The 24,105-nt window shown below is 64.2% G+C and carries 23 protein-coding genes; 4 read left to right on the top strand and 19 right to left on the bottom strand.

Going from position 1 to position 24,105, the window contains the following annotated elements; all coding sequences use genetic code 11:
- The first annotated feature begins 69 nt into the window (after positions 1–69).
- Together CJEIK_RS03240 and CJEIK_RS03235 are read left to right on the top strand one after the other, a co-directional pair.
- Positions 70–1,122, top strand: a complete 1,053-nt coding sequence (locus CJEIK_RS03240) for a YncE family protein (protein WP_011273072.1) — start codon at positions 70–72, stop codon at positions 1,120–1,122.
- Between the two features lie 10 nt (positions 1,123–1,132).
- Complete coding sequence (locus tag CJEIK_RS03235; protein WP_005296318.1) at positions 1,133–2,215, top strand: quinone-dependent dihydroorotate dehydrogenase; 1,083 nt, start codon at positions 1,133–1,135, stop codon at positions 2,213–2,215.
- Here CJEIK_RS03235 and CJEIK_RS03230 read toward each other — a convergent pair.
- The 4 genes from CJEIK_RS03230 to tetA are packed head-to-tail and all read right to left on the bottom strand — an operon-like array spanning position 2,212 to position 6,502.
- A complete protein-coding gene (locus tag CJEIK_RS03230; protein ID WP_005296320.1) occupies positions 2,212–2,568 on the bottom strand; it encodes a hypothetical protein in 357 nt (118 codons plus the stop codon). The genes CJEIK_RS03235 and CJEIK_RS03230 overlap by 4 nt on opposite strands.
- 10 nt (positions 2,569–2,578) lie before the next feature.
- Positions 2,579–3,112 (bottom strand): YbhB/YbcL family Raf kinase inhibitor-like protein, encoded by a 534-nt coding sequence (locus CJEIK_RS03225; RefSeq protein ID WP_005296323.1) that lies wholly within the window; start codon positions 3,110–3,112, stop codon positions 2,579–2,581.
- Positions 3,113–3,133: 21 nt separating this feature from the next.
- Positions 3,134–4,939 (bottom strand): ABC transporter ATP-binding protein, encoded by a 1,806-nt coding sequence (locus CJEIK_RS03220; RefSeq protein WP_005296326.1) that lies wholly within the window; start codon positions 4,937–4,939, stop codon positions 3,134–3,136.
- Positions 4,940–6,502, bottom strand: a complete 1,563-nt coding sequence (gene tetA / locus CJEIK_RS03215) for a tetracycline efflux ABC transporter TetAB subunit A (RefSeq protein WP_345908514.1) — start codon at positions 6,500–6,502, stop codon at positions 4,940–4,942.
- Positions 6,503–6,685: 183 nt separating this feature from the next.
- Here tetA and CJEIK_RS03210 point away from each other — a divergent pair, with 183 nt between their 5' ends.
- Both CJEIK_RS03210 and CJEIK_RS03205 read left to right on the top strand, forming a co-directional pair.
- Positions 6,686–7,864, top strand: coding sequence for an IS256-like element IS1249 family transposase (locus CJEIK_RS03210; protein WP_005323424.1), 1,179 nt, complete (start codon positions 6,686–6,688; stop codon positions 7,862–7,864).
- Between the two features lie 530 nt (positions 7,865–8,394).
- The gene (locus CJEIK_RS03205) at positions 8,395–8,826 is read left to right on the top strand and encodes a Fur family transcriptional regulator (protein ID WP_034965242.1); all 432 of its coding nucleotides are present in this window, start codon (positions 8,395–8,397) and stop codon (positions 8,824–8,826) included.
- Between the two features lie 34 nt (positions 8,827–8,860).
- Here CJEIK_RS03205 and CJEIK_RS03200 read toward each other — a convergent pair whose 3' ends face one another.
- The 15 genes from CJEIK_RS03200 to CJEIK_RS03130 all read right to left on the bottom strand — a co-directional run bounded on the left by CJEIK_RS03200 (position 8,861) and on the right by CJEIK_RS03130 (position 24,022).
- The gene (locus tag CJEIK_RS03200; RefSeq protein ID WP_005296334.1) at positions 8,861–10,027 is read right to left on the bottom strand and encodes a VIT1/CCC1 transporter family protein; all 1,167 of its coding nucleotides are present in this window, start codon (positions 10,025–10,027) and stop codon (positions 8,861–8,863) included.
- Complete coding sequence (locus CJEIK_RS03195) at positions 10,024–10,695, bottom strand: isoprenyl transferase (protein WP_231913436.1); 672 nt, start codon at positions 10,693–10,695, stop codon at positions 10,024–10,026. The genes CJEIK_RS03200 and CJEIK_RS03195 overlap by 4 nt, the downstream gene beginning before the upstream one ends.
- Before the next feature lie 111 nt (positions 10,696–10,806).
- Entirely contained in the window at positions 10,807–11,568 is a 762-nt protein-coding gene (recO, locus tag CJEIK_RS03190) for a DNA repair protein RecO (protein WP_005296341.1), read from the bottom strand.
- A 63-nt stretch (positions 11,569–11,631) separates the two neighbouring features.
- Positions 11,632–12,015, bottom strand: coding sequence for a DUF4282 domain-containing protein (locus CJEIK_RS03185; protein WP_005296343.1), 384 nt, complete (start codon positions 12,013–12,015; stop codon positions 11,632–11,634).
- A 3-nt stretch (positions 12,016–12,018) separates the two neighbouring features.
- Positions 12,019–12,657: a DUF4282 domain-containing protein gene (locus CJEIK_RS03180; protein WP_005296346.1), complete on the bottom strand. Its 639-nt coding sequence runs from the start codon at positions 12,655–12,657 to the stop codon at positions 12,019–12,021.
- A 126-nt stretch (positions 12,658–12,783) separates the two neighbouring features.
- The gene (gene era, locus CJEIK_RS03175) at positions 12,784–13,740 is read right to left on the bottom strand and encodes a GTPase Era (protein ID WP_172457316.1); all 957 of its coding nucleotides are present in this window, start codon (positions 13,738–13,740) and stop codon (positions 12,784–12,786) included.
- Between the two features lie 64 nt (positions 13,741–13,804).
- Positions 13,805–15,220 (bottom strand): hemolysin family protein, encoded by a 1,416-nt coding sequence (locus tag CJEIK_RS03170; RefSeq protein WP_005296350.1) that lies wholly within the window; start codon positions 15,218–15,220, stop codon positions 13,805–13,807.
- Between the two features lie 12 nt (positions 15,221–15,232).
- Complete coding sequence (gene ybeY, locus CJEIK_RS03165) at positions 15,233–15,781, bottom strand: rRNA maturation RNase YbeY (protein WP_005296353.1); 549 nt, start codon at positions 15,779–15,781, stop codon at positions 15,233–15,235.
- A gap of 88 nt (positions 15,782–15,869) precedes the next feature.
- Positions 15,870–16,865, bottom strand: coding sequence for a PhoH family protein (locus CJEIK_RS03160; protein WP_034965245.1), 996 nt, complete (start codon positions 16,863–16,865; stop codon positions 15,870–15,872).
- Between the two features lie 11 nt (positions 16,866–16,876).
- Positions 16,877–17,689, bottom strand: coding sequence for a 16S rRNA (uracil(1498)-N(3))-methyltransferase (locus CJEIK_RS03155; protein ID WP_005296358.1), 813 nt, complete (start codon positions 17,687–17,689; stop codon positions 16,877–16,879).
- Between the two features lie 3 nt (positions 17,690–17,692).
- On the bottom strand, positions 17,693–18,838 hold the full coding sequence (gene dnaJ / locus CJEIK_RS03150) for a molecular chaperone DnaJ (RefSeq protein ID WP_005296360.1): 1,146 nt from the start codon (positions 18,836–18,838) through the stop codon (positions 17,693–17,695).
- A gap of 80 nt (positions 18,839–18,918) precedes the next feature.
- Positions 18,919–19,944, bottom strand: a complete 1,026-nt coding sequence (gene hrcA / locus CJEIK_RS03145) for a heat-inducible transcriptional repressor HrcA (protein WP_034965323.1) — start codon at positions 19,942–19,944, stop codon at positions 18,919–18,921.
- Between the two features lie 43 nt (positions 19,945–19,987).
- Positions 19,988–21,217 carry a radical SAM family heme chaperone HemW gene (hemW, locus tag CJEIK_RS03140; RefSeq protein ID WP_005296365.1) on the bottom strand — a complete coding sequence of 410 codons (1,230 nt, stop codon included), beginning with the start codon at positions 21,215–21,217 and terminating at the stop codon, positions 19,988–19,990.
- A 39-nt stretch (positions 21,218–21,256) separates the two neighbouring features.
- Positions 21,257–22,060: a hypothetical protein gene (locus CJEIK_RS03135; protein WP_005296367.1), complete on the bottom strand. Its 804-nt coding sequence runs from the start codon at positions 22,058–22,060 to the stop codon at positions 21,257–21,259.
- A gap of 123 nt (positions 22,061–22,183) precedes the next feature.
- On the bottom strand, positions 22,184–24,022 hold the full coding sequence (locus CJEIK_RS03130) for an AMP-dependent synthetase/ligase (RefSeq protein WP_034965251.1): 1,839 nt from the start codon (positions 24,020–24,022) through the stop codon (positions 22,184–22,186).
- Between the last annotated feature and the right edge of the window lie 83 nt (positions 24,023–24,105).

Below are 24,105 nucleotides of genomic sequence, written 5' to 3'. Positions count from 1 at the left end.
GCGAAAGACACTACCCCGCCCGCTTAGCCATCGCGGTACGCGACGGGCGCGTTGCTAGGCTTTAACCTTGTGAATGCTCGTTTGTTTGCCCCCAGTTCCCGCCTCCGCTTTGTCGCAGTTTCCGGTGCAGTCGCGGCTGCCCTGGCGTTGAGCGCCTGCGGCGCGTCTCCCTCTGCCAAGATCGAGGAAGCCGGCGGAGAGGCAGCTGCGAACATGGGCAGCGCTGAGCCGGTGCAGTCCCCGCAGTCGTCGGACCCGGCGGGCGACCTGGTCGACTTCGAGCCGGTGAGCGATGTGGACGAAACGAACGGCCGCATCGGCGTTCGCACTTCAAGCGCGCTGACTATCGGCACCCTCGAGGAGATTCAGCAGGGCAAGGCCGCCCGCCACGAGCTGGACCAATCCTGCGGCGAGGCTTCCGCCAACGCCGGCACCTTCGCGCTCGCCTGCGCAGGCGAGATCAAGCTCTTCGGAGACCGGGAGGAGACTATCGCCACGGATAAGCCGGTCACGGCGGCCACGGTGGCGTCGACAGGCGAGGTGCTCGCAGGCAGCGACTCGGAGCGCAAGATCTGGGTCTTCGACGGCGGCGAGCTCAAAGACACCATCGACGTCGCACGCGAAACCGACCAGTTGCAGGCGGTGCAGGTGGACGGCCAGCGCGACTCGGTGGTGCGCACCAACCGCTTCGACACCACCATCCAGGACATCGACTGGAACGGCGCGCGCCAAGGCGGCACCCTGCGCGTCGGCCTGGGCGTGGGCAAGGTGCGCGGCGGCGAGCACGGCCTGGTGCTGGCCGCGGATTCCACCGGTAGTCAGCTCCACGTCTACACCACCGACGACATCATCCGCCTCCAGCAGTCCGCGCCCGTGCCGGAAGGACCCTGGGATGCCGCGTGGGACCCCGCGCAGCGCCTCGCCTGGGTCAGCTCGCTGGCCAGCAACACCGCCACCGGCTACGACATCTCCCAGGGCATTCCGGTGAAGCGCAAGCATTTCGCCACCGTCGCAGATGCCCAGAGCATCATTACGCTTGACGACGGCACCGTGGTCGCCGCCTCCGCATCCGGCGACGGCATCCAGATCGTCTCCCCCGCCGACCAAACCGAGAGCAACTAGGAGAAAACCCATGACGCTCTACGACCGCGCACTCAAGCTCATGTTCCTGCTGCCGCCGGAGCGCATCCACGGCATCATCAGCGGCGCGTTGCAGACGCTGCACTTGGTCACCCCGGTCAACCGCGTGATGGAAAAGGCCGTGCGCGTGCACGACCCGGTGCTGCACCAAACTGTTTTCGGCGTGGATTTTCCCGCCCCGCTGGGGCTGGCGGCCGGCTTTGACAAGAACGCCGAGGCGATCGACTCCTGGGGCGCGATCGGCTTCGGCTACGCCGAGATGGGCACCGTGACCCCGAAGTCCCAGCCGGGCAACCCCACGCCGCGTCTGTTCCGCCTGCCGGAGGACAAGGCGATTTTGAACCGCATGGGCTTCAACAACAAGGGCGCGCTCGTGGTCGCCGACAACCTCCGCGCGCGGCGCTCCCGCGACGTGGTGGGCATCAACATCGGCAAGAACAAGACCTCCGAAGATGCCGTGGCGGACTACCGCGCCACCTCGACGCTTCTGGGCCAGCTTGCGGACTACCTGGTGGTCAACGTCTCATCCCCCAACACGCCGGGTCTGCGCGACCTGCAGGCGGTGGAGGAACTCCGCCCGATCCTGGAGGTGGTGAAGAAGTCCACCACCACCACCCCGGTGCTGGTGAAGATCGCGCCGGACCTTTCCGACGACGACATCGACGCCGTCGCCGACCTCGCCGTCGAGCTGGGCCTGGCCGGCATCGTGGCCACCAACACCACCATTTCCCGCGACGGTCTGAAAACGCCCGCTGCCAAGGTGGAGAAGATGGGCGCGGGCGGGATCAGCGGAGCCCCGTTGGAGAAGCGCTCGCTCGAGGTGCTCAAGCGCCTGAACGAGCGCGTGGGCGACAAGCTGGTGCTCGTCAGCGTCGGCGGCATCTCCACGCCCGAGCAGGCGTGGGAGCGCATCGCCGCGGGCGCGAGCCTGCTGCAGGGCTACACGCCGTTCATCTACGGCGGGCTGGGCTGGATCCGCGGCATCCACCGCGGGATCGCCGCGCAGATCAAAGCCCACGGCCTGGACTCGATTGAGCAGGCCGTGGGCAGCGGGCTGGAGTGGAAAGCGCTCTAAGCGTGACCGGCTGCGCTGCGGCGCAGCACAACCGCGCAGAGTCCGGCGGCGAGCGCCCAGCCGATCAGCCAGAACGGCGTGGTGGCCATCAGCTCAGTGTCCGGCGCGATGAAGCCGAGCCCGATGAGCACCACGGCCGCGAGCAGCGAGCCCACCTGGGTGCGCGAGCCTTGCTGCTTGGTGTTGTAGGTGGCGAAGGCGCCGACGATGGCCACCGCCGCGATGACGGAGAGCACCTGCGGGGTGACGGGGAACGCGGCGTCGCCTCGAAGCAGCGCCAGCACGGCGTAGAGCACGAGCACGAGTGCGATGCCCATGAACGCGCCGCCGACGCGGAGTTGCACTGGAACCATTCGGCGAATCTTACTGGTTTTCGTACCAGCCCCAGATGATTGCCCGGCCCAGCGAGTGGAAGTTCAGGTTGAAGCCGAGCTGGGTGGGGTTGGCAATCTCGTCCGCGGGCAACTCCGTGTCCACCGCGTGGACGGCGTACAGGTAGCGGTGCGGGCCGTGGCCGGCCGGCGGGTTGGCGCCGTAGTATCCCTGCACGCCGCTGTCGCCGGTGAGCACCACCGCGCCAACCCCGAGGTCGTCCTTCGCGCCCGCGCCGGCGGGCAGCTCGGTGACGTCAGCCGGGATGTTGAACGCGGACCAGTGCCAAAAGCCAGAGGCGGTCGGCGCGTCCGGGTCGAAGCAGGTCACAGCGTACGTCTTGGTGCCCTCCGGGGCGCCGGACCAGGACAGCTGCGGGCTGGTGGCGTTGTCGCCGGCCAGCGTATCGGCGAGGCGCTCGCCGTCGACGATGTCCTCGGAGGCGATGTCGAAGGACGGCACGTCCGCAAGCGGGGCGTACGGGTCGGGGCCGGGGAAACGGTCGGAAACATAGTTAGCAGTCATGTCCCCATTCCTACCGGAGAGCTAGTGACCGCCGCCACTCCATGCGGCGAACAGTTGCGCATATCTCCCGCCCTCGGCGACGAGCTCAGCGTGGGTGCCGTCCTCGATGATGCGCCCGGCGTCCATGACCAGGATCCGGTCCGCGGCCGCCGCCTGGTCTAGGCGGTGCGCCACCACCAGCGCCGTGGTGTCCGCGGTAATCCTCGCGGCGGCGTCTTCCAGCGCGTTGGTGGCATCGCTGCCGGCTTCCGCCGTGGCCTCGTCCAGGATGAGCACCTTCGGGCCCGACAGCGCCACGCGCGCGAGTGCGAGCTGTTGCTCCACCTCCGGGGGTAGGTCCTCCGCGCCCGCGCCGACGGCGGTGTCCAGTCCTTTCGGGAACAGGCGCGCGAACTGGGTGCCTTCCGGATCAATTCCGACGCTTGCCAGCGCACGCAGCAGGTCCGCGTCGGTCGCGCCCTGCGCAGCCATCGAGAGGTCCTCGCGCAGGGTGCCGGCGAACAGGTGGACGTCCTGGGTGAGCAGGGTGACGTTCTTGGCGGTCCAGGTGTCGCTGACCTGCGAGGTATCTACTGCGCCTACCCGGATGCACCCAGACGTGGGCTCCACCAGCCCCGCAATGAGCGCGGCGAGCGTTGATTTGCCGGCACCCGAGGTGCCCACCAGTGCGGTAGTTGTTCCTGCCTCGAGCGTGACGGTGAGGTTGTCCAGCACGTTGGCGCCGTCTGGGTACGCGAACGAGACGTGCTCGACTTCCACATTCACAGGCTCGGTCAGGTCCGCCGGTACGGCCGTGGCGTCGCGACCGTCCGCAAGCTTAGCCAGGCTCACCGCGCGGCCCACTGCGGTGGCCGCGCTCTGCAGCTCGCCGACGAAGAACAGGGCGTTGAACACCGTGACCTCGGCGCGGAAGACCATGAACACGGCGGCACTCGCCTGGCCCGGGCTGATGGCACCGGCCGTCGCGAGCCACGCGCCGACGCCAAGCGTGAGCAGCACCCACGCGGCGAAGGCGACCTGGCCGATTCCCATGAGGCGGGTGAACCAGGGCACGCGGTCCATCTCAGCTTCCACCGCACCCCAGGAGGTCCGCCGCATCCGGGCCAACGCCCAGCGCTCCAAGTCGAAAGCGCGCAGCGTGGGCAGGCCCCGGACGGTGTCCAGCAACACTGCGTTGCGACGTGCTTCCGCCACGCTCACCGCATTGGACGCGCCGGGGATGGCGCGCACCACCGCGCGGGCAAACGGGTAGGTGCATATGCAGATCAGAAGCAGGATCAGGGCGAAGCGGACGTCGATAAGCAAAAGCCCGATGAACGTGATCGGGAAGACGAACACGGTGGTGAGCACGCGCGAGCCGATGGCGGTGATGGTTTGGACGACGTCGTCGATGTCCTTGGTCATGCGTGTGATGACGTTGCCGGTGCCGAGCTCCATCACCCGCGGCACTGGTGCGCGCAGGATCGCGTCGAGGCAGCGGCGGCGCAGGTCGATGGACGCGCGGGCGACTTTCTGGCCCACCACATAATTGCCCAGCGCCCGCAAGAACATCTCGACGAGCATGCAGGCCAACGCCAGGCCGACGGTCAAAACGAAGGCGCGGGTGCCGGTTCCCAGCAGTGGCACTGATCCGCCGGTGAGCGGGTCGACGCTACGGCCGAACAGGTTCGACTGCGTGGTGTAGACAGCGACAATCAGCGCCTGGATGATCAGCAAACCCGCCCACCAGCGCTTGTCCAGAGCGTTGGGTAGCGCAGACAGGTACGCGAAGGTCTCCTTCACGCTCGCGGGGGCGACCGCGTCAGTGCGTTCGTATTCGCGCGCCATTTACGCCACCTCCAATTCGGTTCCAGCGTGCTGCCACGCGGCGTTTCCGGTGATGACCACGGTGGTTTTGTCTGCTCTGAGCGCGGCGACGGCTGCCACGACGTCCGCCTGTGTCACGGAATCGAGGCCAGTGGTCGGGTCGTCCAGGATGAGCACGTCCGAGTCGGCGGCGAGCGCCCTAGCAAGCGCGACGCGCTGCCGCTGCCCGCCGGAGAGATTCAGGCCGGCCTCGCCCAGCGGTGCGTCCGGCAACTCGCCGCCTGCGTCTATGCCGCCGAGCCTGCGGAGGATGTCTTGGCAGTGGGCGGCGGCGAGCGCCTGCTTGACGACGTCCTCCGGCACATCCCCGCGCGGGTTCACGTTGTCTGCGATGGTGCCCTCAAACACGTTGACGGTGTGCGGCGGGAACAGCACGTCTGCGCGCTGCGCCCACGCGGCGGCGGTGGCGTAGGAACGCTCCGCCGGCTCGAGAATCCACAGACCCGCGCCTGGGACCGGGGTGTCTGTCGGCTCAGGCCCCGCCGCGTCATCGCCCGCGTGGTGCAGCTGCTCGATGCGTTGACCGCTCGCCACGGCCCTGCCCCACCCGCTGGCCAGGTCGCCGAACGCGAAGCCCGCCATGTCCAACACAGGCGGCACCAACAGTGCCACGGATGTCAGCTGCCCCGGGGTGATCTCCCCGCGCAGCGTCATCCACGCGCTCAAGCCCACGATGCCAAGGTTGCACAGCCACGCCACGCAAAACCTGGCGAAACCGAGCCACACCTCCACACGCAGGTGCGTGAGCATCAAGCGCTTCGCCTTCGCCGTTTCGGCGTGAAAACGTGTTGCCACGGTTGCACCCGCGCCGAGGCCTTTGACGGTGCGGATGCCTTGCGACGCATCCGTGGCCAAGCCAGCCACATCCGCCTCCGCGGCGCGACGCTTCAGCGACACCCGCGTCACCGGCCCCGCGGTCCACGCGGCGAACAGGGCGATGATCAGCGCGCTCGCCGGGATCGCGAGCGAGATCCACGGGGAGACCGACCACATCGCCACCATCGCGCCGACCGCGTAGCCGATGGCCATGAGCGGAAACGACAGCAGCTCGCGGTATCGACCGACGGTGTTCGCGTCCGCGTCGATGGTGTTGAGCACCGTGCCGGGGCTCATCGCCCCTGCCCCGTGGCGCAGCACGCCCGAGGACAGGTGCTGCTGCGCGTTGTGGGTCACGCGGCGCACCGAGGCTGTGGCCAGGCCGTCGCCGGTTTCCTCGCCGATGAATTGGATGATGAAGATGCCGACCAATACTGCGAAGAGCCACCATGCGTTGAACTTTTCTTCCCCCACCAGGCCGTCCACGATCATGCCCACCACCACCGGCACAAACGCGGCGATGCCGGAGCCGATGAGGTAGCTCAGAATGTGCAGCACTAGCACGCCCGGGTATGCGCCTACCATGTCCCTGACCACGCGGTTCCCGCTGCTCCAGCGTGCTGGGTGGAGCCGCGCCGGATCGTCCGCTGGTGGGACGGGCGGGACGAACCAGCTGTACGTCTTCATTCTGCGCGGCGGTGGGATCATTCTGGAAAATCTAGCAAATTTTGGGTTAAGGGTCAAAAAGTGTGTCCGGAATCGCGGATTTTCACGGATTGACCTGTAGGTTTCCGGAAAGTATATGCTCCGGAAGCATATATCTAGCCCCCGACGGGAAATCCTCGGTGTGGCAGCCGTGATGTGCTATGCGCGGCGTGGTGTGGTGTCGCAATGTCGAAGAACCAACCACGCTGCCACTGCGGCGGTGAAATGAAACGCAACGGCACCACCAGCAAAGGCACCACCAGATGGCGCTGCAAACAATGCGGCGCCTCCAGCGTCAAACGTCGAAACGACATCACCAACGCGGCAGTGTTCACCCAGTTCATCGAGCATTGCACCACCGCAATATCACTCGACGACCTAGCCAAACGAAACGGTGTTAGCCGCGCCACCATGAAGCGGCGCTTCAAGTGGTGCTGGCTCGTTGATGTGCCTGACCCCACCGCCGGCCACCACAAGCGGATCTACGACCAGGTATTTCTCGATGGCACCTACACCGCCGGTGGCTGCCTGATCGTCGCGGCGACCATCGACCACGTGATCGCCTGGCACTGGTGCAAACACGAAACCACCCGCGACTACCAACTGCTGCTTGAACGCATCGAAGCCCCACTCATCGCCGTCATCGACGGCGGCCAAGGCGCATACAGCGCAATCAAAAAGTGCTGGCCGACTACGAAAATTCAACGCTGCCTCGTCCACGCCCAACGCGTGGTCCGCCGCTACACCACCACCAACCCACGCACCGATGCCGGGCGCACCATCTACCGACTTGCGCTGAAACTGACCCGGATCACCACACTGGATGAAGCCGCCGCGTGGGGTGTGCAACTGCACGAGTTTTCAACGATCTACCGGGAATGGATGAACGAGAAAACCATGATCAAAGACCCCAAAACAGGTGCATGGACCCGCGTGTGGACCCACCACAACGTGCGCAAGGCCTACAACAGCCTCAACCATCTTTGGCGGTCCGAGATGCTGTTTGTCTACCTCAACCCGCCAGCAGGAGTCCTTGCGCCCGAGCGGATCAAATCCACCACCAACAGCTTAGAAGGCGGCATCAACGCCCAGCTCAAACTGCTCGCCAGAACCCACCGCGGCAGATCAGGCGAACGACAACGCCGCATGCTGGATTGGTGGCTCTACTTAAAAACGGAACTGCCTGACGATCCAGTACGAATCGCCAGGCAGTCCGACTGGGGCCAGGGCCAACTCGCCAAAGTATCCACCCTGACCCAAACCGAGAACCAAGCCGACCACGAAACAGGACGCCCAGCCCTCTACGACAACGCTATCGACACCGACTACACCCACTCAATCGGCATTCAAAAAGGCCAAATCTAACCCCCGCGACACGCCGAGCCAGACACACATTTTGACCCTTAACCCACTTTTCTTTACTTAACCCTCATAAAAAGGGTTAAAGATAAAAAAGAACCCGCGGTTAGGGGGGGTAAATACCGCGGGTCCCGGCCACGCTTTCCTCACAAAGAGAATGGGGCCTGTTCCCTTTAGCTGGAAGCTGCGAGGGGGGGGATTACGCACACTCCCAAGGGAACTGCCTTAAATCTAGCCCGGGAGTTTCTAGAAAGTCAAGCGTCCGGAGCACAATAATTGGGCATATTTTTCCGTCCCACCGCTGTGGCGTTTAAGGCTTGGGGTGGCGCACTAGCGCCAGCCTTAGAGGACTTATCGAAAACTTATTGAAAATTACCGGCAAGAGTCCTAATGTTGGTAGTTACCGCAGGTTATCTGCCGCAAAACAGCATTAGTTAGCCACGCAACCCACATTTAAGTCACTTTTAGAGCGCTTTCAATGCACGTCTAAAGCACGTCCAAAGCACACTTCCAGAAGCACAAGGAGCGAGCTCACGGTGAGCAACCCAGCTACCAACAAACTTCCCAAGATCGGCCAGCGCAACACCCGCCAACGACGCGCGGTGGCGGAGCTGCTGGAGGGGCTCACCACGTTCAGTAGTGCCCAAGACATCCACGAGAAGCTCGTAGCCCAGGACCACAAGGTTGGTCTGACCACCGTGTACCGGACACTGCAGCAGATGGCGGAAGCGGGCACTATCGATACGCTTTACGACGATTCTGGCGAAACGCTCTATCGCGCCTGCGCGACCGACGACCACCACCATCACCTGGTATGCACTTCCTGCCGCCGTACCGTGGAGATCGACGGCGGCCCCGTCGAGGACTGGGCCGCGGAAACCGCCAAGAAGTTCGGCTACCAAAAGTCCGGCCACACCGCCGAGATCTTCGGCCTGTGTGGAGACTGCCAGAAGAAGTCCGCCAGCTAGCCAGCCACAGCTAGCTGCGGGCTCAGATCTAGAACTAGACGTTAAACAGCGACCCGAGCAGGTACGTCGCCCCGGCTGCGCCGAAGCCAATGATTAATTGACGCAAGGCGCGTCGGCCCGGCCCCACACCAGACAAAAGGCCCACCACAGAGCCGGTAAACATCAAGGCCAAGCCCACCATCACGCAGGAGACAATCGCCGCGGTGGAGCCCGACAGGCCGAAGATGTACGGCAGCACCGGGATTAACGCGCCGACCGCGAAGCAGAAGAAGCTGGAGATCGCGGCGGACAAGCCAGAGCCGGCATCCTCGTGTTCGGGGGCCGCGTGCTCCACCATGCTCTCCCCGGCGCCCTGCGCGGACACAGTGCCGACCTTCTCTGCATCGAAGGCCTGCTCCCCCACCGGCTGGTTCGTCTCGATGATGGAATCGAAAACGCGGCGGGCTCGGTCGGCAGCCTCCTGCTCGCTCATGCCGCGGGCGCGGTACACCAGTGCCAGCTCGTTCTGGTTCACGTCCAGGTTCGGTAGCGAACGGCTAGCATTCGGATCCGGGGCATTCGCGCCCAGCAGTTCCTTCTGCGAGGTCACGGACACGTACTCGCCCGCGGCCATCGACAGCGCGCCGGCCAGTAGGCCAGCGATACCGGTGACCAGCACCAGGTGGGAGGATCCACCCGTGCCGACCATGCCCAGCACCAGCGCCAGGTTTGAAACCAGGCCATCGTTCGCGCCGAAGATCGCCGCGCGGAAATCCCCAGACATGCGGGCGCGCCCGCGCGCGGCCAAGCCACGGACAACCTCGGCGTGAATCGCCTCGTCCGCAGCAAGCTGGTCGGCGGCGTCCGCATCCGAAATGTATTCGTTACGCTGCTCCGATGATTGCATCAGAGCCAGCACGAACACCGACCCGAAGCGTCGCGCCATCCAAGCCTTCATGCGGGTATCGAGGCTGGCTTTGCGGGGCAGGCCCACGTATTCGCCCAGGCGGTTCTTCCAATAGGCCTCGTGGCGCGCCTCTGCCTCCGCAAGTCCCAGGAGGATGGCGCGTTCCTCACCGGTCTTCTTGCGCGCCAGCTCGCGGTACACGGCGCCCTCAGCGCGCTCGTTGGCCAGGTACTGCTGCCAGCGCGCGATTTGGCGCTTCGTCGGCTGCGGCTGCTCGACAGCATCCGCCTCGTTCGCACCGTTCACGCTGTTCACTTCACCCCTCCAAAGCGCCTATCGCGCTTCGCAAATTCCAACACTGCTGCCCGCAGGTGGTTCGGCGTGTAATCCGGGAACAGCACATCCTGGTACACCATTTCGGCGTAGGTGGATTGCCACGGCAGGAAGTTCGAGGTTCGCATCTCGCCCGATGGTCGCAGGAACAGGTCCACGTCCGGCATGTCCGGCTCGTCCAAGTAACGTGCAAACGTCTTCTCGTTCACCTGCCGGGGCTTCAACTTCCCGGCCTTCACGTCCTCGGCGATCCAGCGCGCCGCGTCCGCGATCTCCGCCCGGCCACCGTAATTCACGCACATGCCCAAGGTCATGGTCGTGTTGTTTTTCGTCAGCTCCTCGGCCTGCTCCAGCTCTGCAATCACGGTGCGCCACAGGCGCGGGCGGCGGCCCACCCAGCGGATCCGCACCCCGAGGCTGTTCAGGTAGTCGCGCTGGCGACGCAGCACGTCGCGGTTGAAGCCCATCAAAAAGCGCACCTCGTCAGCCGACCGGCGCCAGTTTTCTGTAGAGAACGCATAGGCGGAGAGGTAATCCACCCCAAGCTCGATGCATTCCTCTACCAAAGACATCAGCACAGCCTCGCCGCGGCGGTGCCCCTCAGTGCGGACCATGCCGCGTTCCTCAGCCCAGCGCCCGTTGCCGTCCATCACCAGCGCAATGTGCTTCGGGCGGAGCTCCGGCGGAATCTCGGAACGGTCCACGTGCGGATATTCAGTGCTACTCACCCGTACTATATTGCCACACGCGCACCATTGACCCTATAGCGCTGCGTAAGCCGGGCAGCCTACTTCCAGCTGCTGCCGCACGTGGGCCAGCAGCAGGCGGTGCGATTGTGCCGCGATGTCTTGCCCCTGCTCGTCGCGCAGTATTTGGGCTGCTTGTTCGTGACGCCCCTTCTTCAGCAGCCACAAGGCGTGTACCGCCGCCGAAGGGGGCGTGAACGCACCCGGAGGCCTGCACGTCACGCACACCGCACCCCCGGCCCCTGGGTGGAATGCTCGGTGGGGGCCGCGCTTGCCACACTGTGCGCAGTCGACCAGGCTGGGCTCCCAGCCGGCGACTTCCAGGCCATGTAGTACGAACTCGTCGGCCACGCTGACCGGCGGGAGGGCTGGGGTGGTTAGTTGGGTGGCTAGCTGCTGGAGTGCGGCGTCCAGAAGAAAAAAGATCGAGCGCGCCGACGAAGGCTCAGCGGCGAAAACCTGGGCCATCTCCAACATCGCCGCGCCCGCGTAGAAGCGATCAACATCGGCGACGATGGGCGAAGCATATGTAGCGACAGTGGCGGCATCGGTGACGTTAGCGAGGGAACGGCCGGGGTAAATCTGCACGTCAACGCAGGAAAATCGGTCGAGGCGAGCACCGAAACGGGAACGGGTCTTGCGGATACCCTTGGCTACGGCGCGGATCAGGCCGTTGTCCTTGGTGAGCAGGACGAGAATCAGGTCGGCCTCGCCCAACTTGTAGGTGCGAAGCACAAAGGCCTCGTCCCGAAAGCTGGGACGAGACCTTCTACTCATAGGCAGCAAGTATAGCGCTTGCCCAAAAGTGCTCGGGCGTAGACCAGCTTGGACTAAGCCAGGCTAAGCGGACATGCCTCGCTGCTTAATACGGGCCCAAGCGGCGGCCGTGTTGGTCAGAGCCACGAAAACCTCCAAGACGATACGAACAGTCGCCAGGTTGACGATGGCCTGGAAGATCGAGACCACGGAGGAAATCAACTTGCCTCCAACGGAATCCCCACCGCCCATGGAGAACTCGTACTTATTCTCACCTTGAACGGTGCTATCACTATATGCGGAGAAGTCAAGGATAGAACTGCCGGTCCAGGTTCCGATCAAAGAGAACAGCAGGTACAGTCCGATCACAACCATGGCGATGATGTACAGCACCCGCAGAAATGAGCGGGTCGTGTACTTCTGAAAACTAACGTCGAATAGCCCAGAAAGAAAAGATTCGTTTCCCATCGGCTAGCTCCCGTTGGTCGAAGTACGCGCCTGTCGCTCGTCGATGGACTGCACCGACTGCGCAGTGCGGATGATGGACACAGCGACCTCCAGACCAACGCGGTAGAACGCCAGCCATGCAACGGCGCCGAGGAGCACCAGTGGGATGCCGATGAGCGCCAGGAGGATTGCGGAAGCGTCCTGCGCCATCGCTGCCAACAGGGCAATGATGCCCAGCAGAACAAACAGGCCAACAACGATCATCAACAGGATGTACAGCACCTTCACCACGGACGGGGTGACGTAGCGGGTGAAGCTGAAGTCGAACAGGGCAGAAAAGAAACCGTCGTTATCAGCGCCCGTCGAGTTCGCCATCTGCTGGTTCGGGTAAGCCTGGAAGTCGGCTGCGCCCTGCGGCTGGTTCTGCTGAGCAAAGGGATCCTGCTGGCCATAAGCGCCTGGCTGAGAGTACTGGCCCTGCTGACCGTACGGATCCTGGCCATACTGGCCGAAGCCCTGGGAATAGTCCTGGGTTTGATCCGGGGTTTGATCCGGGCCGAAACCGTTGTTCAAGCCACCGTTGTCGCCGGCGCCATAGCCAGCGCCGTCCGCCGAGTGCTTGCCGGAATCATCGGAACCGTAGGGGTTAGACGGGGTTGTCACTAGTAGCCTTTCTTAGCGACGCAAGCCATGCGCCTGGTTAGGGGGCGCGGTGTGCGCCACGAATGTTCAAAATCAAGGTCTAAACCAACGTATCGCACTTCGCTTCCGCGCACAGGGGAAGTACCCCTAGAACCCCATCCGCCCCAACTGCTTCGGATCCGACTGCCAGTTCTTCGCCACCTTAATGTGCACGTCCAGGTAGATGTTCTGGTCCAGCATCTTCACGATTTCCAGCCGCGAGCGGTGGACGATGCGCGACAGGCGCCGACCGTCCTTGCCTCGCAGAATTGCTTTCTGCCCTTCGCGCTCCACAAAAATCACCGCGTGCACGTCCAGCACGCCCTCGCGTTGCGGGTTCGGCACGACCTCTTCGATCTGCACGGCCACAGAGTGCGGCAATTCTTCGTGCAACCCTTCCAGCGCAGCTTCGCGGATCAGCTCCGCCATGCGGGTATCGCGGTCGTCATCAGTCACGTGGTCGTCCGGGTAGAACTTCGGCCCCTCCGGCAGCTGGTCGCGCAGCACATCCAGCAGCACATCCAGCTGTACCTGCTTGGTGGAAGAAACCGGCACCACGTCCGCCCCGTCCAGCAGTTCGTGCAGCGCCAGGAGTTGCGCGCCGACTTGATCCTTGGAAACCTTGTCCAACTTGGTCACCACACCGATCAGCGGGGTCTTCGGTGCGACGGAACGAACGGCGTCCACAATCCAGCGATCCCCCGGGCCAATCTTCTCGTCTGCGGGTACGCACATGGCGATGACGTCCACATCCGAGTACGTCTCTTTAACTACCTCGTTCAGGCGCTCGCCGAGCAAAGTGCGCGGGCGGTGCAGGCCGGGGGTGTCCACCAAAATGATCTGGGCGTCCTCGCGGTGGACAATGCCACGGATCGGGTGGCGGGTGGTCTCCGGCTGGTCGGCGGTGATGGCGATCTTCTCCCCCACCAGCGCGTTCGTCAGAGTGGACTTGCCGGTGTTTGGGCGGCCGACGAAGCTGACAAACCCGGAGCGGAAGCCTTCGGGGGCACGGTATTCCTCCGGCACTTCCATCTCTTCAGGCGCCACGCCCGCCCCTTCGGGCATTCCTGCGCCCGGGTCGAAGGGATCTTCGGGGATGTAAGGATCGTTCATGGTCATCAAGTATCTCTTATTGCTGTGCTTTATCGCTAGCGCTCTTATCTTGGGGTTTATCTTGGCCACTGTTTCTTGTGGACGCCGCCACGGCCGTCCCTTCCGCAGCCCCACCATCGCGGTCGGCATCAACAGTGCCCTCAGGCTGCTGTTCGCGAGTCACCACGGCGGTACGGATCTTCACGCGCCCACGGCGGTCGCGTCCGCCCTCGTAGCGAAGATGCAGACCGGCTGTGGAAATCTCCGCCCCTGGGATCGGCACCCTGCCCAGCTCGAAGGCCCCAAGGCCGTAGACGGTATCCACTTCCTCGTGCTGCTCATCGCTGAACTCCACGTCCTCGAATAGCTCCTCGAGCTCCTCAAGCGACAGGCGCGCCTGCACCCGGTAGCTGCCGTCCTCCAGCGGCTCGATCGGCGCTTGCTCCGACGTATCGTACTCGTCGGTAATCTCGCCGACGATCTCCTCCAGGATGTCCTCGATGGAAATCAGCCCCGCCACGGCACCGTATTCGTCGATAAGCATGGCAATGTGAATCTGGTCGCGCTGCATGTCCTCCAGCAGGTCGTCCAGTTTTTTCGAATCCGGTACGAACACGGCGGGCCGCATGCAGTCTCGCACGCGGATGGAGCTGCCGCCGTCGGTCATGTGATAGGTCTCGGCAATGAGGTCTTTGAGGTAAATGACGCCCACAATGTCGTCCACGTCATCCCCCACCACGGGCAGCCGGGAAAGACCGGTGCGCACGCACAGGCTGGTGGCTTGGCCGGCGGTCTTATCGGCCTCGATCCACACCATCTCTGGCCGCGGCACCATCACGGAGCGCGCCGAGGTGTCGGCGAGGTCAAAGACGGATTGGATCATCCGCCTCTCGTCCATCTCCACAACGCCGCGTTCGGAGGCGATGTCCACCATTTCGCGCAGCTCAATTTCGGAGGCGAAGGGGCCGTTGCGGAAACCCCGGCCGGGCGTCAGCACATTACCGGCACCGACCAGCAACTTTGCGATTGGCCCCAGCAGCTTGGATAGCCCCAGCAGAATCGGCGCAGTCGCCAGACTAATGGTGTACGGGTTCTGTCGACCGAGCGTGCGGGAGAGCACGCCGATCAGAATGAATGTCAGTAGCGTGACGATCACGATGGCGGTGGCGAATGCCCAGCCGCGCGAACCCATCAGCTCCACGCAGGCGGCGGCGGCCAGCACCGCGCCGGAGACCTCGCAAATGGTGCGGAGCAGCACCAGCAGGTTAATGTGGCCAGCCCGCCCCTCGAGCACCCGCTCCAGTCGGGCAGCACCCGGGCGATCCTCCTTCACCAGGTTCTCCACCCGCGCTGCGGAGAGCGATGACACTGCCGTTTCCACCAGCGACAGCACACCGCCTAAGAAGAGCGCAAGGATCGCAAACGGGATGGATAAGGGGATGTCGATCGTCATCTTTCGAAGCTTCTAGTTTTGAGTGTCGTCGCGGTCCGCAGCGCTGGGGAAGGCCCCGGCGCCAGTCGGCTTCGGAGCGAAGCTCACGCCGCGCTCCTCCTGGGAGTCATACCAATTAGCCAGGATCTCATTCTGCAAGGCGAACATCTTTTGCTCATCTTCCGGGGTGACGTGGTCGAAGCCCAGCAGGTGCAGCACCCCGTGGACGGTCAGCAGGTCAAGCTCGTGGGCCAGGGAGTGGCCTGCACGGGTCGCCTGACCTTCAGCAAAGTCGGGGCACAGCATGATGTCGCCCAACATCGCCGGGGAGGGTTCCGCCGCATCCTTGCGGCCCCAACCCGGCGTCAATTCGTCCATCGGAAAGCTCATCACATCGGTAGGGCCGGGCAGATCCATCCACCTAACGTGCAGGTCCTCGATGGTTTCCAGGTCGACAATGTGGATAGATAGCTCGGCTGCCGGGTGAACGTCGAGGGTCCACAGTGCGTAGCGGGCGACGTCGATCAGCTCTTCCTCGTTGACCTCGCCGCGGCCGGATTCGTTAAAAACTTCGATGCTCATGGGATGCTTGCCTTTGGTAGTTCGTGCTTGCCGTTAGATTTCCGCTAGATTGCCGCTAGATTGCCGCTAGATCTCCGTTAGATCTCCGTTAGATCTCATTGTCTAGCTCGTAGGTGCCGTAGGCTTCCACGATCTTGGAGACCAACCGGTGGCGCACGACGTCGTCGGAATCCAAGTTAATGATCGACACGCCATCCACTCCCTGCAGAACCTGGCGGGCAACCTTCAGGCCGGACTCCTGGCGGTTCGGCAGATCCACCTGGCTCAAGTCGCCAGTAACCACCATCTTGGAGCCAAACCCTAGGCGGGTCAGGAACATCTTCATCTGCGCCGGGGTGGTGTTCTGTGCCTCGTCCAGGACTACGAAGGAATCATTAAGCGTCCGGCCGCGCATGTAGGCCAAGGGCGCGACTTCAATCACGCCGGTATCCATCAGCCGGGGGATCGTCTCCGGGTCCACCATTTCCCGCAGCGCGTCGTGCAGCGGGCGCAAGTAGGGGTCGATCTTGTCGCTCAGCGTGCCGGGCAGAAAACCCAGCTTCTCCCCTGCCTCCACGGCCGGGCGGGTCAGGATAATCCGATTAACGTCCTTGGCCTGCAGGGCCTGTACGGCCTTGGCCATGGCCAGATACGTTTTGCCCGTACCGGCTGGACCGATGCCAAATACGATCGCGTCCTCGTCGATGGCCTCCACGTATTCCTGCTGGCCAGGGGTCTTCGGACGCACCGTCTTGCCACGGTAGGAGACGATGGGTGCGGAGTCGCTGCTGGAAACCAGCGCCGGGGCTTGTTCCTCCACCAGAGTGATCGCGCGCTTCGTGGCAGCTGGATCCACCGCGTGGCCTCGGCTGACCAGGTTGATCATCTCCTGCAACACGCGGCGCGCCTGGGATACCTCGGAGGCCTCGCCGCGGATCGTCACGCGGTTGCCGCGGGTCAGGATGTCCGCATCGAAGGCGTGCTCCAGCACCCGCAGGTTCTCATCTGCCGGGCCGGCGACGTCCAGAACCGATTCCGGGTCGAGCTCCACGGTAGAGCTGGCTACGCGGGGGCGCGGTGACCTAGCGGAGTTGGGTGACGTCATGTGTATCGATCCTACCGCCAACGGTCCGTGACAGCGCCGATGGCTCCCAGCGCCACGGCTGCAGCGGTGGCGGTGCGCAGAACTTCCGGCCCCAGGCGGACCGGGGTGGCTCCCAGCTGCTCAAATTCGGCGAGTTCCTCCGGGCTGATGCCGCCCTCGGGGCCGACGACGAGGGCGATCTCGGTTGCGGCAGCTTCGCTGCCGTTGGCGTCGTCGCCATTCACCGCCGCGCTGACGGCCGCGGGCAACGGCTCGGTGGCCTCCTCGTGCAGCACCAGCACGCGGACGGTGCTGGTGCCGCTGCCACCACCGACACCGCTCGCAGCGGTGCCGGCCTCCCCCAGCCCCAGCACCCGCGCCAGCTCCTGCGGGCTGCGCACCAGCTGCGTCACCTCTGGGATCTGCAGGCGACGGGACTGCTTAGCCGCCGCGCGGGCTGCGTTGTCCCATTTCGCGTGGGCCTTAGCCTCCTTGCCATCCCACTTTGCGATAGCCCTGCGGGCGGCCCACGGCACAATCCGATCTGCGCCCGCCTGTACCGCCAGATCCACGGCCAGTTCCGCCCGGTCTGACTTTGGAATCGCCTGTACTACCGTCACCCGTGGGTTCGGGGTGGGAAGCTCAAGAATGTCAGCGACCTCCACGGTGGCGTCCCCAAGAAAAGAACCTTGCACCGCGCGTGTGGCGCCATCGGTGATGACCAACCCCTCGCCCACTTCGAGGCGCTTGACGGAGGCGTGCTTGGCCTCCGCACCGGTCAAACGGAAGCGATCGCCGACAACAACCGGCTCGGGAATGGGGTGGACGAACACCGGATCTGTCATGGGCTAACGGCCAAACTTCGAGCGCAGGCGGGAGAAGAAACCGCTATGGGACTCGTCCTTGGAAGCCACGCCAGCGTTCTGGGAGCTGGCTTCTCGCAGCTTCTCCAGCAGGTCACGCTGCTTGTGGTTGAGGTCGGTAGGGATCATGACCTCCACGTGGGCGATCAGGGAACCGTGGCCCTCGCGGCGCAAGTGTGGCATGCCCTTCTCGGACAGGCGGATTGTGGCATCCGGCTGAGTGCCCGGCGCGACGTCCACGGTGGCGATGGAATCGTCCAGCAGTTTGACCTCCACGGAGGTACCCAGGGCCGCGTCTACCGCCGGTACCTGCAAGTTCACGTGCAGGTCATCGGACTCGCGGATGAAATACGGGTGCTCGGTAGCGTGCACTTCCACGTACAGGTCGCCGGCGGGGCCGCCACCGGGTCCGACCTCACCCTTGCCGCTCATGCGCAGGCGCATGCCGTCGGAGATACCAGCGGGGATGGAAACCTTGAGGGTCTGGCGGTCGCGCACGCGCCCGTCGCCTGCGCAGTTCTCACAGGGATCCTGGATGATCTCGCCGGTGCCCGCGCAGCGGTGGCAAGCACGGCGCACCTGCACGCGGCCCAGCATAGAATTCTGTAGCTCCATGACCTCGCCCGCGCCCTGACATGTCGGGCAGGTCACCGGCGCTGCCTTGGAGGCCGATCCCGAGCCGTCGCACACATCGCACAGCACAGCGGTTTCCACGGTGATCTCGCGGTCGATGCCTGCGTAGATCTCCTCCAGCGTGGCTTCCAAGTGCACCAGGGCATCGTTGCCGCGGCGCACGCGGGACTCGCGCGGGCCGCGTGCCCCGCCGCCACCGCCGAAGAATGCGTCGAAGATGTCGCCCAGGCCGCCGCCGGAGAAGCCCCCGAATCCGCCGGCTCCCGGCTGGCCGAAGCCCTGCTCCTCCGGGTCGCCACCGGCATCCACGATCTGGCGCTTCTGCGGGTCCGTCAGTACCTCCTGGGCCAGGGAGGCCTCGCGGAACTTCTCCGCGGCCTCCTCGGAAGGGTTGACGTCCGGGTGGTACTTGCGGGCTAGGCGGCGGTACGCCTTCTTAATTTCGGCGTCCGTAGCGTCGCGATCCACACCGAGGATTCCGTAATAGTCTCGAGCCACGTTCAGCGGGTCCTTTTCACGTCTGTCTTTGAGTTGCTTGCAGTCTTTAGTGCTTAACCAACTGCACTATCCTACTATTCCTACTCTTCGCTCAAAATCCGCGAGACGTAGTGCGCCACGGCCGTCACAGAGGAAATGGTGCCGGAGTAGTCCAGGTGGGTTGGCCCCACCACACCCATGCCGCCGAGCACCGCATTGGCATTGCCATAGCCGGCGGATACGACGGAGGCACCGCGCAACTCCTCGTCCTCGTTTTCCTCACCGATGCTCACCTGCACCTGCAGGTCGCGCACGCTATTCAGCAGTTTCAGCACCACCACCTGTTCTTCCAGGGCCTCCACCACTGGGCTGAGCTCGCTGGTGCGCATCAGGTTGGGTGTACCTGCCAGGATCAGGCGGTCATTCGGGCGCTCCAGCAGGGTCTCCACCAGCACGGTCGTCACCACAAGCGCCACGTCGCGCAGTTCCTCGGGCATGCTGTTGCCCTTAGCCTCGTTGGCTAGGGCAGCGATATTCGTGCACGCATCGTCGAGGGTGCGCCCTACCATCGCGGAATTCACCAGGTCCCGCAACCGTGGCAGGTCGTCGTCGCTGATCGGCTGCCCCAGGTCCACGTTGCGCTGGTCCACGCGCCCAGTGTCGGTGATCAACACCAGCAGGATGCGGTGGCTGCCCAGCTTCACCAGCTCGCAGTGCTTCACCCGCCCGCGCCGCAGATCCGGCATCTGGACCACGGCCACCTGGCGGGTCAGCTGGGATAGCAGCTGCACGCTACGGCGCAGCACGTCCTCCAGGTCCACACCGTGTTCCAGGAAGTCCAGGATCGCGCGGCGCTCCGGGGTACTCAGCGGCTTGACCTCGTGGATCCCGTCCACAAAGCGCCGGTAGCCCTTTACCGTGGGGATGCGTCCAGAGGAGGCATGCTGCTGAGTGATGTACCCCTCGGCCTCTAGCACTGCCATGTCGTTGCGGATCGTCGCGGAGGAAACGCCCAGCTGGTGTCGATCCACCAGCATCTTCGAGCCCACCGGCTCGTGCGAGGCGATGAAATCGCTGACGATCGCCCGCAGCACTTGGTTTCTTCTGTGTTCCGTTCCGCTCGACAAATCCTTCACTCCTCGCGTGAGTCCGATCAGCCTCGATTGGCTCTTAAAGCCCGAGCGCCAACACAATGTCCGTGACGATCCCGTCGGCCAGGTAGCGCCCTTTATCCGTCAATCTTAGGCGCTCGCCGTGTTTATCCAGCAGGCCCAGGCCCGTGTAGCGCTCGATCACCTGCGCCAGCTCAGCGTTCTCATCACTACCGACTAGCTTCAGCCCTTCAGCCAAACGCAACTGCAGCATCACATGTTCGGTACGCAGGTCGTCGTTGGTGAGGCGCTCTGTCGTCACCACCGACCCTGGCACGGGTAGGCCATCCTTTCCTGTTGACGCCCCTTCGGCCTCCCCCAGCAGCCCATCCCAATAGGTCGCCGGACGCTTCGCATTCACCAGCCTCACCAGGCCAGACTCGCTGTGCCCCTCCCCACGCAGCCGCACGCATCCATGGGCGCCGGGCCCGGCGCCCCACCACTGACCGGAGCGCCAATAGATCAGGTTGTGCTGGCATTCACCGCCGGGTTTGGCCCAGTTAGAGACCTCGTACCAGTTAAATCCGGCATCCCGCAGGCGGGCATCGATGGCGTCATAACGATCAGCGAGAGTGTCCTCGTCCGGGGCGGGCAGCTCGCCGCGCCGCACCTTGCGCGCCATGGCCGTGCCGTCCTCAACGATCAGGGAGTAGGCGGAAACGTGGTCGACGTCGGCCTCCAGCACGGCGTCGAGGGTGCGCCGCAGGTCTTCATCGGTCTCGGTCGGGGTGCCGTAGATGACATCCAGGTTGATGTGCTCGAAGCCTGCTCGCTTGGCCTCGCGGGTCGCCTCGATCGGGCGGCCCGGGGTGTGCTGGCGTTCCAGCACCTTCAGCACATGCCCCATCGCGGACTGCATGCCTAAGGAGATGCGGTTGAAACCCGCCTCGCGCAAGCCTGCGAAGAACTCCGGGCTGGTGGATTCCGGGTTCGCCTCGGTGGTGACCTCCGCGTCTGCTGCCAGGCCGATCGTGCGGCGGGCAGCATTTAGCGCTCGGGCCAGCCCCTCGTGGCCCAACATGGAGGGCGTGCCACCACCGAAGAAGACGGTCTGTACCTCGCCGGGGTAATCCCACACCTCGGCGGCGACCTCCAGTTCGCGTTCCAGGGCATCCAGGTAGCCAGGGATGGTGTTGCCATCCACAGCGCTGCCGTCGGCCGCGCTGAGCTCCTGCGGGGTGTACGTGTTGAAGTCGCAGTAGCCACAGCGGGTGGAGCAAAAGGGGACGTGGATATAAAGGCCATGCATACTACGTGCATAGTACTAGCCGTGCTGGCGGTACTGGTGCTAGACAGCAGTGCCGCGCTTGCGCCGCTGCAGGCGGCCGACGATCTCCTCCACCCGGGCGCGCTCTGCCAGGAACTCCGGCGGCGCCTCGCCGCGCATGCCCGCGGCCAGCTCCGGCTGGTGGGCAATGACCTCCCGCCAGTGGCCCACCAGCTCGATGGTGCGCTGCTCGGCCTTCACGTATGCCTGCGGCAGCAGCACGGACTGGGATTCCAGGGCGCACTGCGTCTGGTTGATCACCCAGTCCTCCACCTCGCGCAGGTCCGCGCGGATACGCTCGGCCTGCTCGCGCAGCCACATGCGCCAGGAGGCCGTGGAGGCCATCGTCGCCGGCGCGTGCTCGGCGGAAGTATCAGCGAACTCCGCGCCACGGGCACTGCGCGGGTCGCTGGTGCCGGCGGCGGTTGGGGTGGTGGCGTCAGAAAGAGAACGGCGAGCGGACGCACCGGGCTTCCTGTGCATAAAGCTCAAGGTGCGGCCGGGGTGCGGGTAGTCGCTGCTGTGCGCGACACTGCCGCCGAGGGCGCGCGGGCTACGCGAGGGGGTCACGCCCGACATGCTGCCGGCGCGCACGCCGGAGACGAAGGCCTGACGCAGGCCGTTGAGCTCCGATAGGCCGGGGCGCACCTCAGCGCGTCCCTCTGCAACGATCTCTTCCAGCTCCAGCAGGCAGTCTTCCACCAGGTCGGCATCCCAATCGGCGATGGCTTGGGAGACGTGGTTGATGTAATCGGCGATCTCGTCGCCAATGTCGTAGATATTTTGGGTGAGCTCGCGAACGCGCAGGGCAGCATCGTAGTGCACGCGTTCTCCTCTCCCCTGGGCCCGTCAAAGCCCATGTCTTGGTTGATACCGCAGACAACTCTAAAACAAGAACACCGGCCACACGCGGAGGCGTGGCCGGTGTCGTGGAGTGGATTTCTTAACTTACTTTGAGTTGTAAATCCAGGCGATATCGTCGGCGAAGTTCTTCGCCACAACGAAGCGCTTCAACTTCAGCGACGGGGTGACTTCGTCGTTCTCCTCGGTGAAGTCGCGGTGGACGATACGGAATTTCTTGATGCCCTCTGCGTGAGAAACTGTGGCGTTGGCCTCGTTGATCGCATCCTGGATCTCGGAGCGCAGAACCGGGTTCTTCGCGAGCTCGCGGATGGAGACGTTCTCGGCGATGCCGTTGTTTTCCTTCCACTTCTTGGCGGCTTCCTCGTCCAGGGAGATCAGGGCGCCAACGAACTTCTGGTCATCGCCCACGACCATGGCCTGGGAGATCAGCGGGGCGGAGCGCAGGATGTCCTCCATCGGACCAGGCGAGACGTTCTTTCCGCCGGCGGTGACGATGATTTCCTTCTTGCGTCCGGTGATCTTCAGGTGGCCGGTGGGCAGCAGCTTGCCCAGGTCGCCCGTGCGGTAGAAGCCGTCCTCAGTGAAGGATTCCGCAGTAGCTTCCTCGTTCTCCCAATAGCCAGCGAAAACCATGTCGCCCTTCAGCAGGATCTCGCCGTCGTCGGCGATCTTGACGGTGATGCCACCCAACGGGCGGCCGACGGTGCCGATGATGTTGTCCGGGGCGAAGTTAGTGCAGGCTGCGGCCGTGCACTCGGTCAGGCCGTAGCCCTCGTACAGGTTCACGCCCACGCCACGGAAGAAGTGCATGAGCTCCGGGTTCAGTGCGGAGCCGCCGGAGATCGCGTAGTCCAGTTCGCCGCCCATGGCCTCACGGACCTTGGAGTAAACCAGCTTGTCGCCGATAGCGCGGTCGATCTTCTGCTTCAGCGACGGGCCCTCGTCAGTATCGAGCGCCTTCGAGTAGTCGACCGCGGCGCGCTCTGCGAAGTTGAAGATCTTGGCCTTGACGCCGCCGCCGTCCGTGGCCTTGGCCTTCACGCCCGCGTGAACCTTTTCAAAGATGCGCGGCACAGAGCAGATCAAGTTCGGCTTGGTGCGCTGGAACTCGGCAACCAGGGTGCTCATGTCGCTCCAGTGGGTCTGGGTAGCGCCGCCGACGGTGGCAGCGTGTGCCATCGCGCGGGAGAACACGTGAGCCAGCGGCAGGAACGTCAGCTTGCGGTAACCGAAAGCAGCGGCGCGGCCGACCGGGTGGGTCAGGATGGCGCGAGCCTCAGCCAGCCAATTGTGGTGGGTCAGCTTGCAGCCCTTCGGGCGGCCGGTGGTGCCGGAGGTGTAAACGATGGAGGCGACGTCATCGTGGCGGGTGTTGGCGATGCGCTCTTCCAGGACGTCCTGCCCGATGCCAGCTTCCTTGCCGTCGTTAACCAGGATGTCGATGGCGCCGCTGTTGATCTCAAGCACGCGGTTGAGGTGCGCGGAACTATCACCCTCTGGGCGGTCACCTTCCTTAACGAACGTCTTCAGGCGGGTAGTGTGGCCAGACTTTTCGGAGATCGCTAGCTTCGCACCGGAGTTCCCCACGATCCACTCACACTGGGAGGTGGAAGAAGATGGGTAGATCGGCACGGTGATGCCGCCGGCAGCCCAGATGGCGTAGTCCAGCACGGTCCACTCGTAGCGCGTGTCGGACATGATGACCACACGGTCACCCTGCTCGATGCCGTTGGCAACCAGACCCTTGGCTACCGAGTACACATCGTCCAGGAACTGGGAGACGGTGACGTCCACCCAGTCGAAGTTCTTCGGACGCTTAAACAGCACCCCGTCTGGGGATTCGGTGCCGAGGTCACGAACTGCCGTTAGGCAGGTCTCGTGCTCGTCGATCGTGTACAGGGCTTCAGAGGTGTACTCCGTCATGCTGCTCCCTTTGCTCATGTCCTGACAGTTGCCTGACCTGGTTCTTTACATGAAAAACGGGCGCATCTTGGGTTGGATCGCCC

The sequence above is a fragment of the Corynebacterium jeikeium genome (genome assembly GCF_028609885.1).
GTDB classification, from domain to species: Bacteria; Actinomycetota; Actinomycetes; order Mycobacteriales; family Mycobacteriaceae; genus Corynebacterium; species Corynebacterium jeikeium.
The sequence above is the reverse complement of the archived record's forward strand: the minus strand, read 5'-3'. Positions and strand labels throughout refer to the sequence as shown.

What these genes read in the sequence shown, in the direction of transcription:
- CJEIK_RS03235 (WP_005296318.1), top strand. Translation starts at nt 1,133, where the DNA reads ATGACGCTCTACGACCGCGCACTCAAGCTCATGTTCCTGCTGCCGCCG.
- CJEIK_RS03230 (WP_005296320.1), bottom strand. Translation starts at nt 2,568, where the DNA reads ATGGTTCCAGTGCAACTCCGCGTCGGCGGCGCGTTCATGGGCATCGCA.
- CJEIK_RS03225 (WP_005296323.1), bottom strand. Translation starts at nt 3,112, where the DNA reads ATGACTGCTAACTATGTTTCCGACCGTTTCCCCGGCCCCGACCCGTAC.
- CJEIK_RS03220 (WP_005296326.1), bottom strand. Translation starts at nt 4,939, where the DNA reads ATGGCGCGCGAATACGAACGCACTGACGCGGTCGCCCCCGCGAGCGTG.
- tetA (WP_345908514.1), bottom strand. Translation starts at nt 6,502, where the DNA reads ATGATCCCACCGCCGCGCAGAATGAAGACGTACAGCTGGTTCGTCCCG.
- CJEIK_RS03210 (WP_005323424.1), top strand. Translation starts at nt 6,686, where the DNA reads ATGTCGAAGAACCAACCACGCTGCCACTGCGGCGGTGAAATGAAACGC.
- CJEIK_RS03195 (WP_231913436.1), bottom strand. Translation starts at nt 10,695, where the DNA reads ATGGACGGCAACGGGCGCTGGGCTGAGGAACGCGGCATGGTCCGCACT.
- recO (WP_005296341.1), bottom strand. Translation starts at nt 11,568, where the DNA reads ATGAGTAGAAGGTCTCGTCCCAGCTTTCGGGACGAGGCCTTTGTGCTT.
- CJEIK_RS03185 (WP_005296343.1), bottom strand. Translation starts at nt 12,015, where the DNA reads ATGGGAAACGAATCTTTTCTTTCTGGGCTATTCGACGTTAGTTTTCAG.
- era (WP_172457316.1), bottom strand. Translation starts at nt 13,740, where the DNA reads ATGCCCGAAGGGGCGGGCGTGGCGCCTGAAGAGATGGAAGTGCCGGAG.
- CJEIK_RS03170 (WP_005296350.1), bottom strand. Translation starts at nt 15,220, where the DNA reads ATGACGATCGACATCCCCTTATCCATCCCGTTTGCGATCCTTGCGCTC.
- ybeY (WP_005296353.1), bottom strand. Translation starts at nt 15,781, where the DNA reads ATGAGCATCGAAGTTTTTAACGAATCCGGCCGCGGCGAGGTCAACGAG.
- CJEIK_RS03160 (WP_034965245.1), bottom strand. Translation starts at nt 16,865, where the DNA reads ATGACGTCACCCAACTCCGCTAGGTCACCGCGCCCCCGCGTAGCCAGC.
- CJEIK_RS03155 (WP_005296358.1), bottom strand. Translation starts at nt 17,689, where the DNA reads ATGACAGATCCGGTGTTCGTCCACCCCATTCCCGAGCCGGTTGTTGTC.
- hemW (WP_005296365.1), bottom strand. Translation starts at nt 21,217, where the DNA reads ATGCATGGCCTTTATATCCACGTCCCCTTTTGCTCCACCCGCTGTGGC.
- CJEIK_RS03130 (WP_034965251.1), bottom strand. Translation starts at nt 24,022, where the DNA reads ATGACGGAGTACACCTCTGAAGCCCTGTACACGATCGACGAGCACGAG.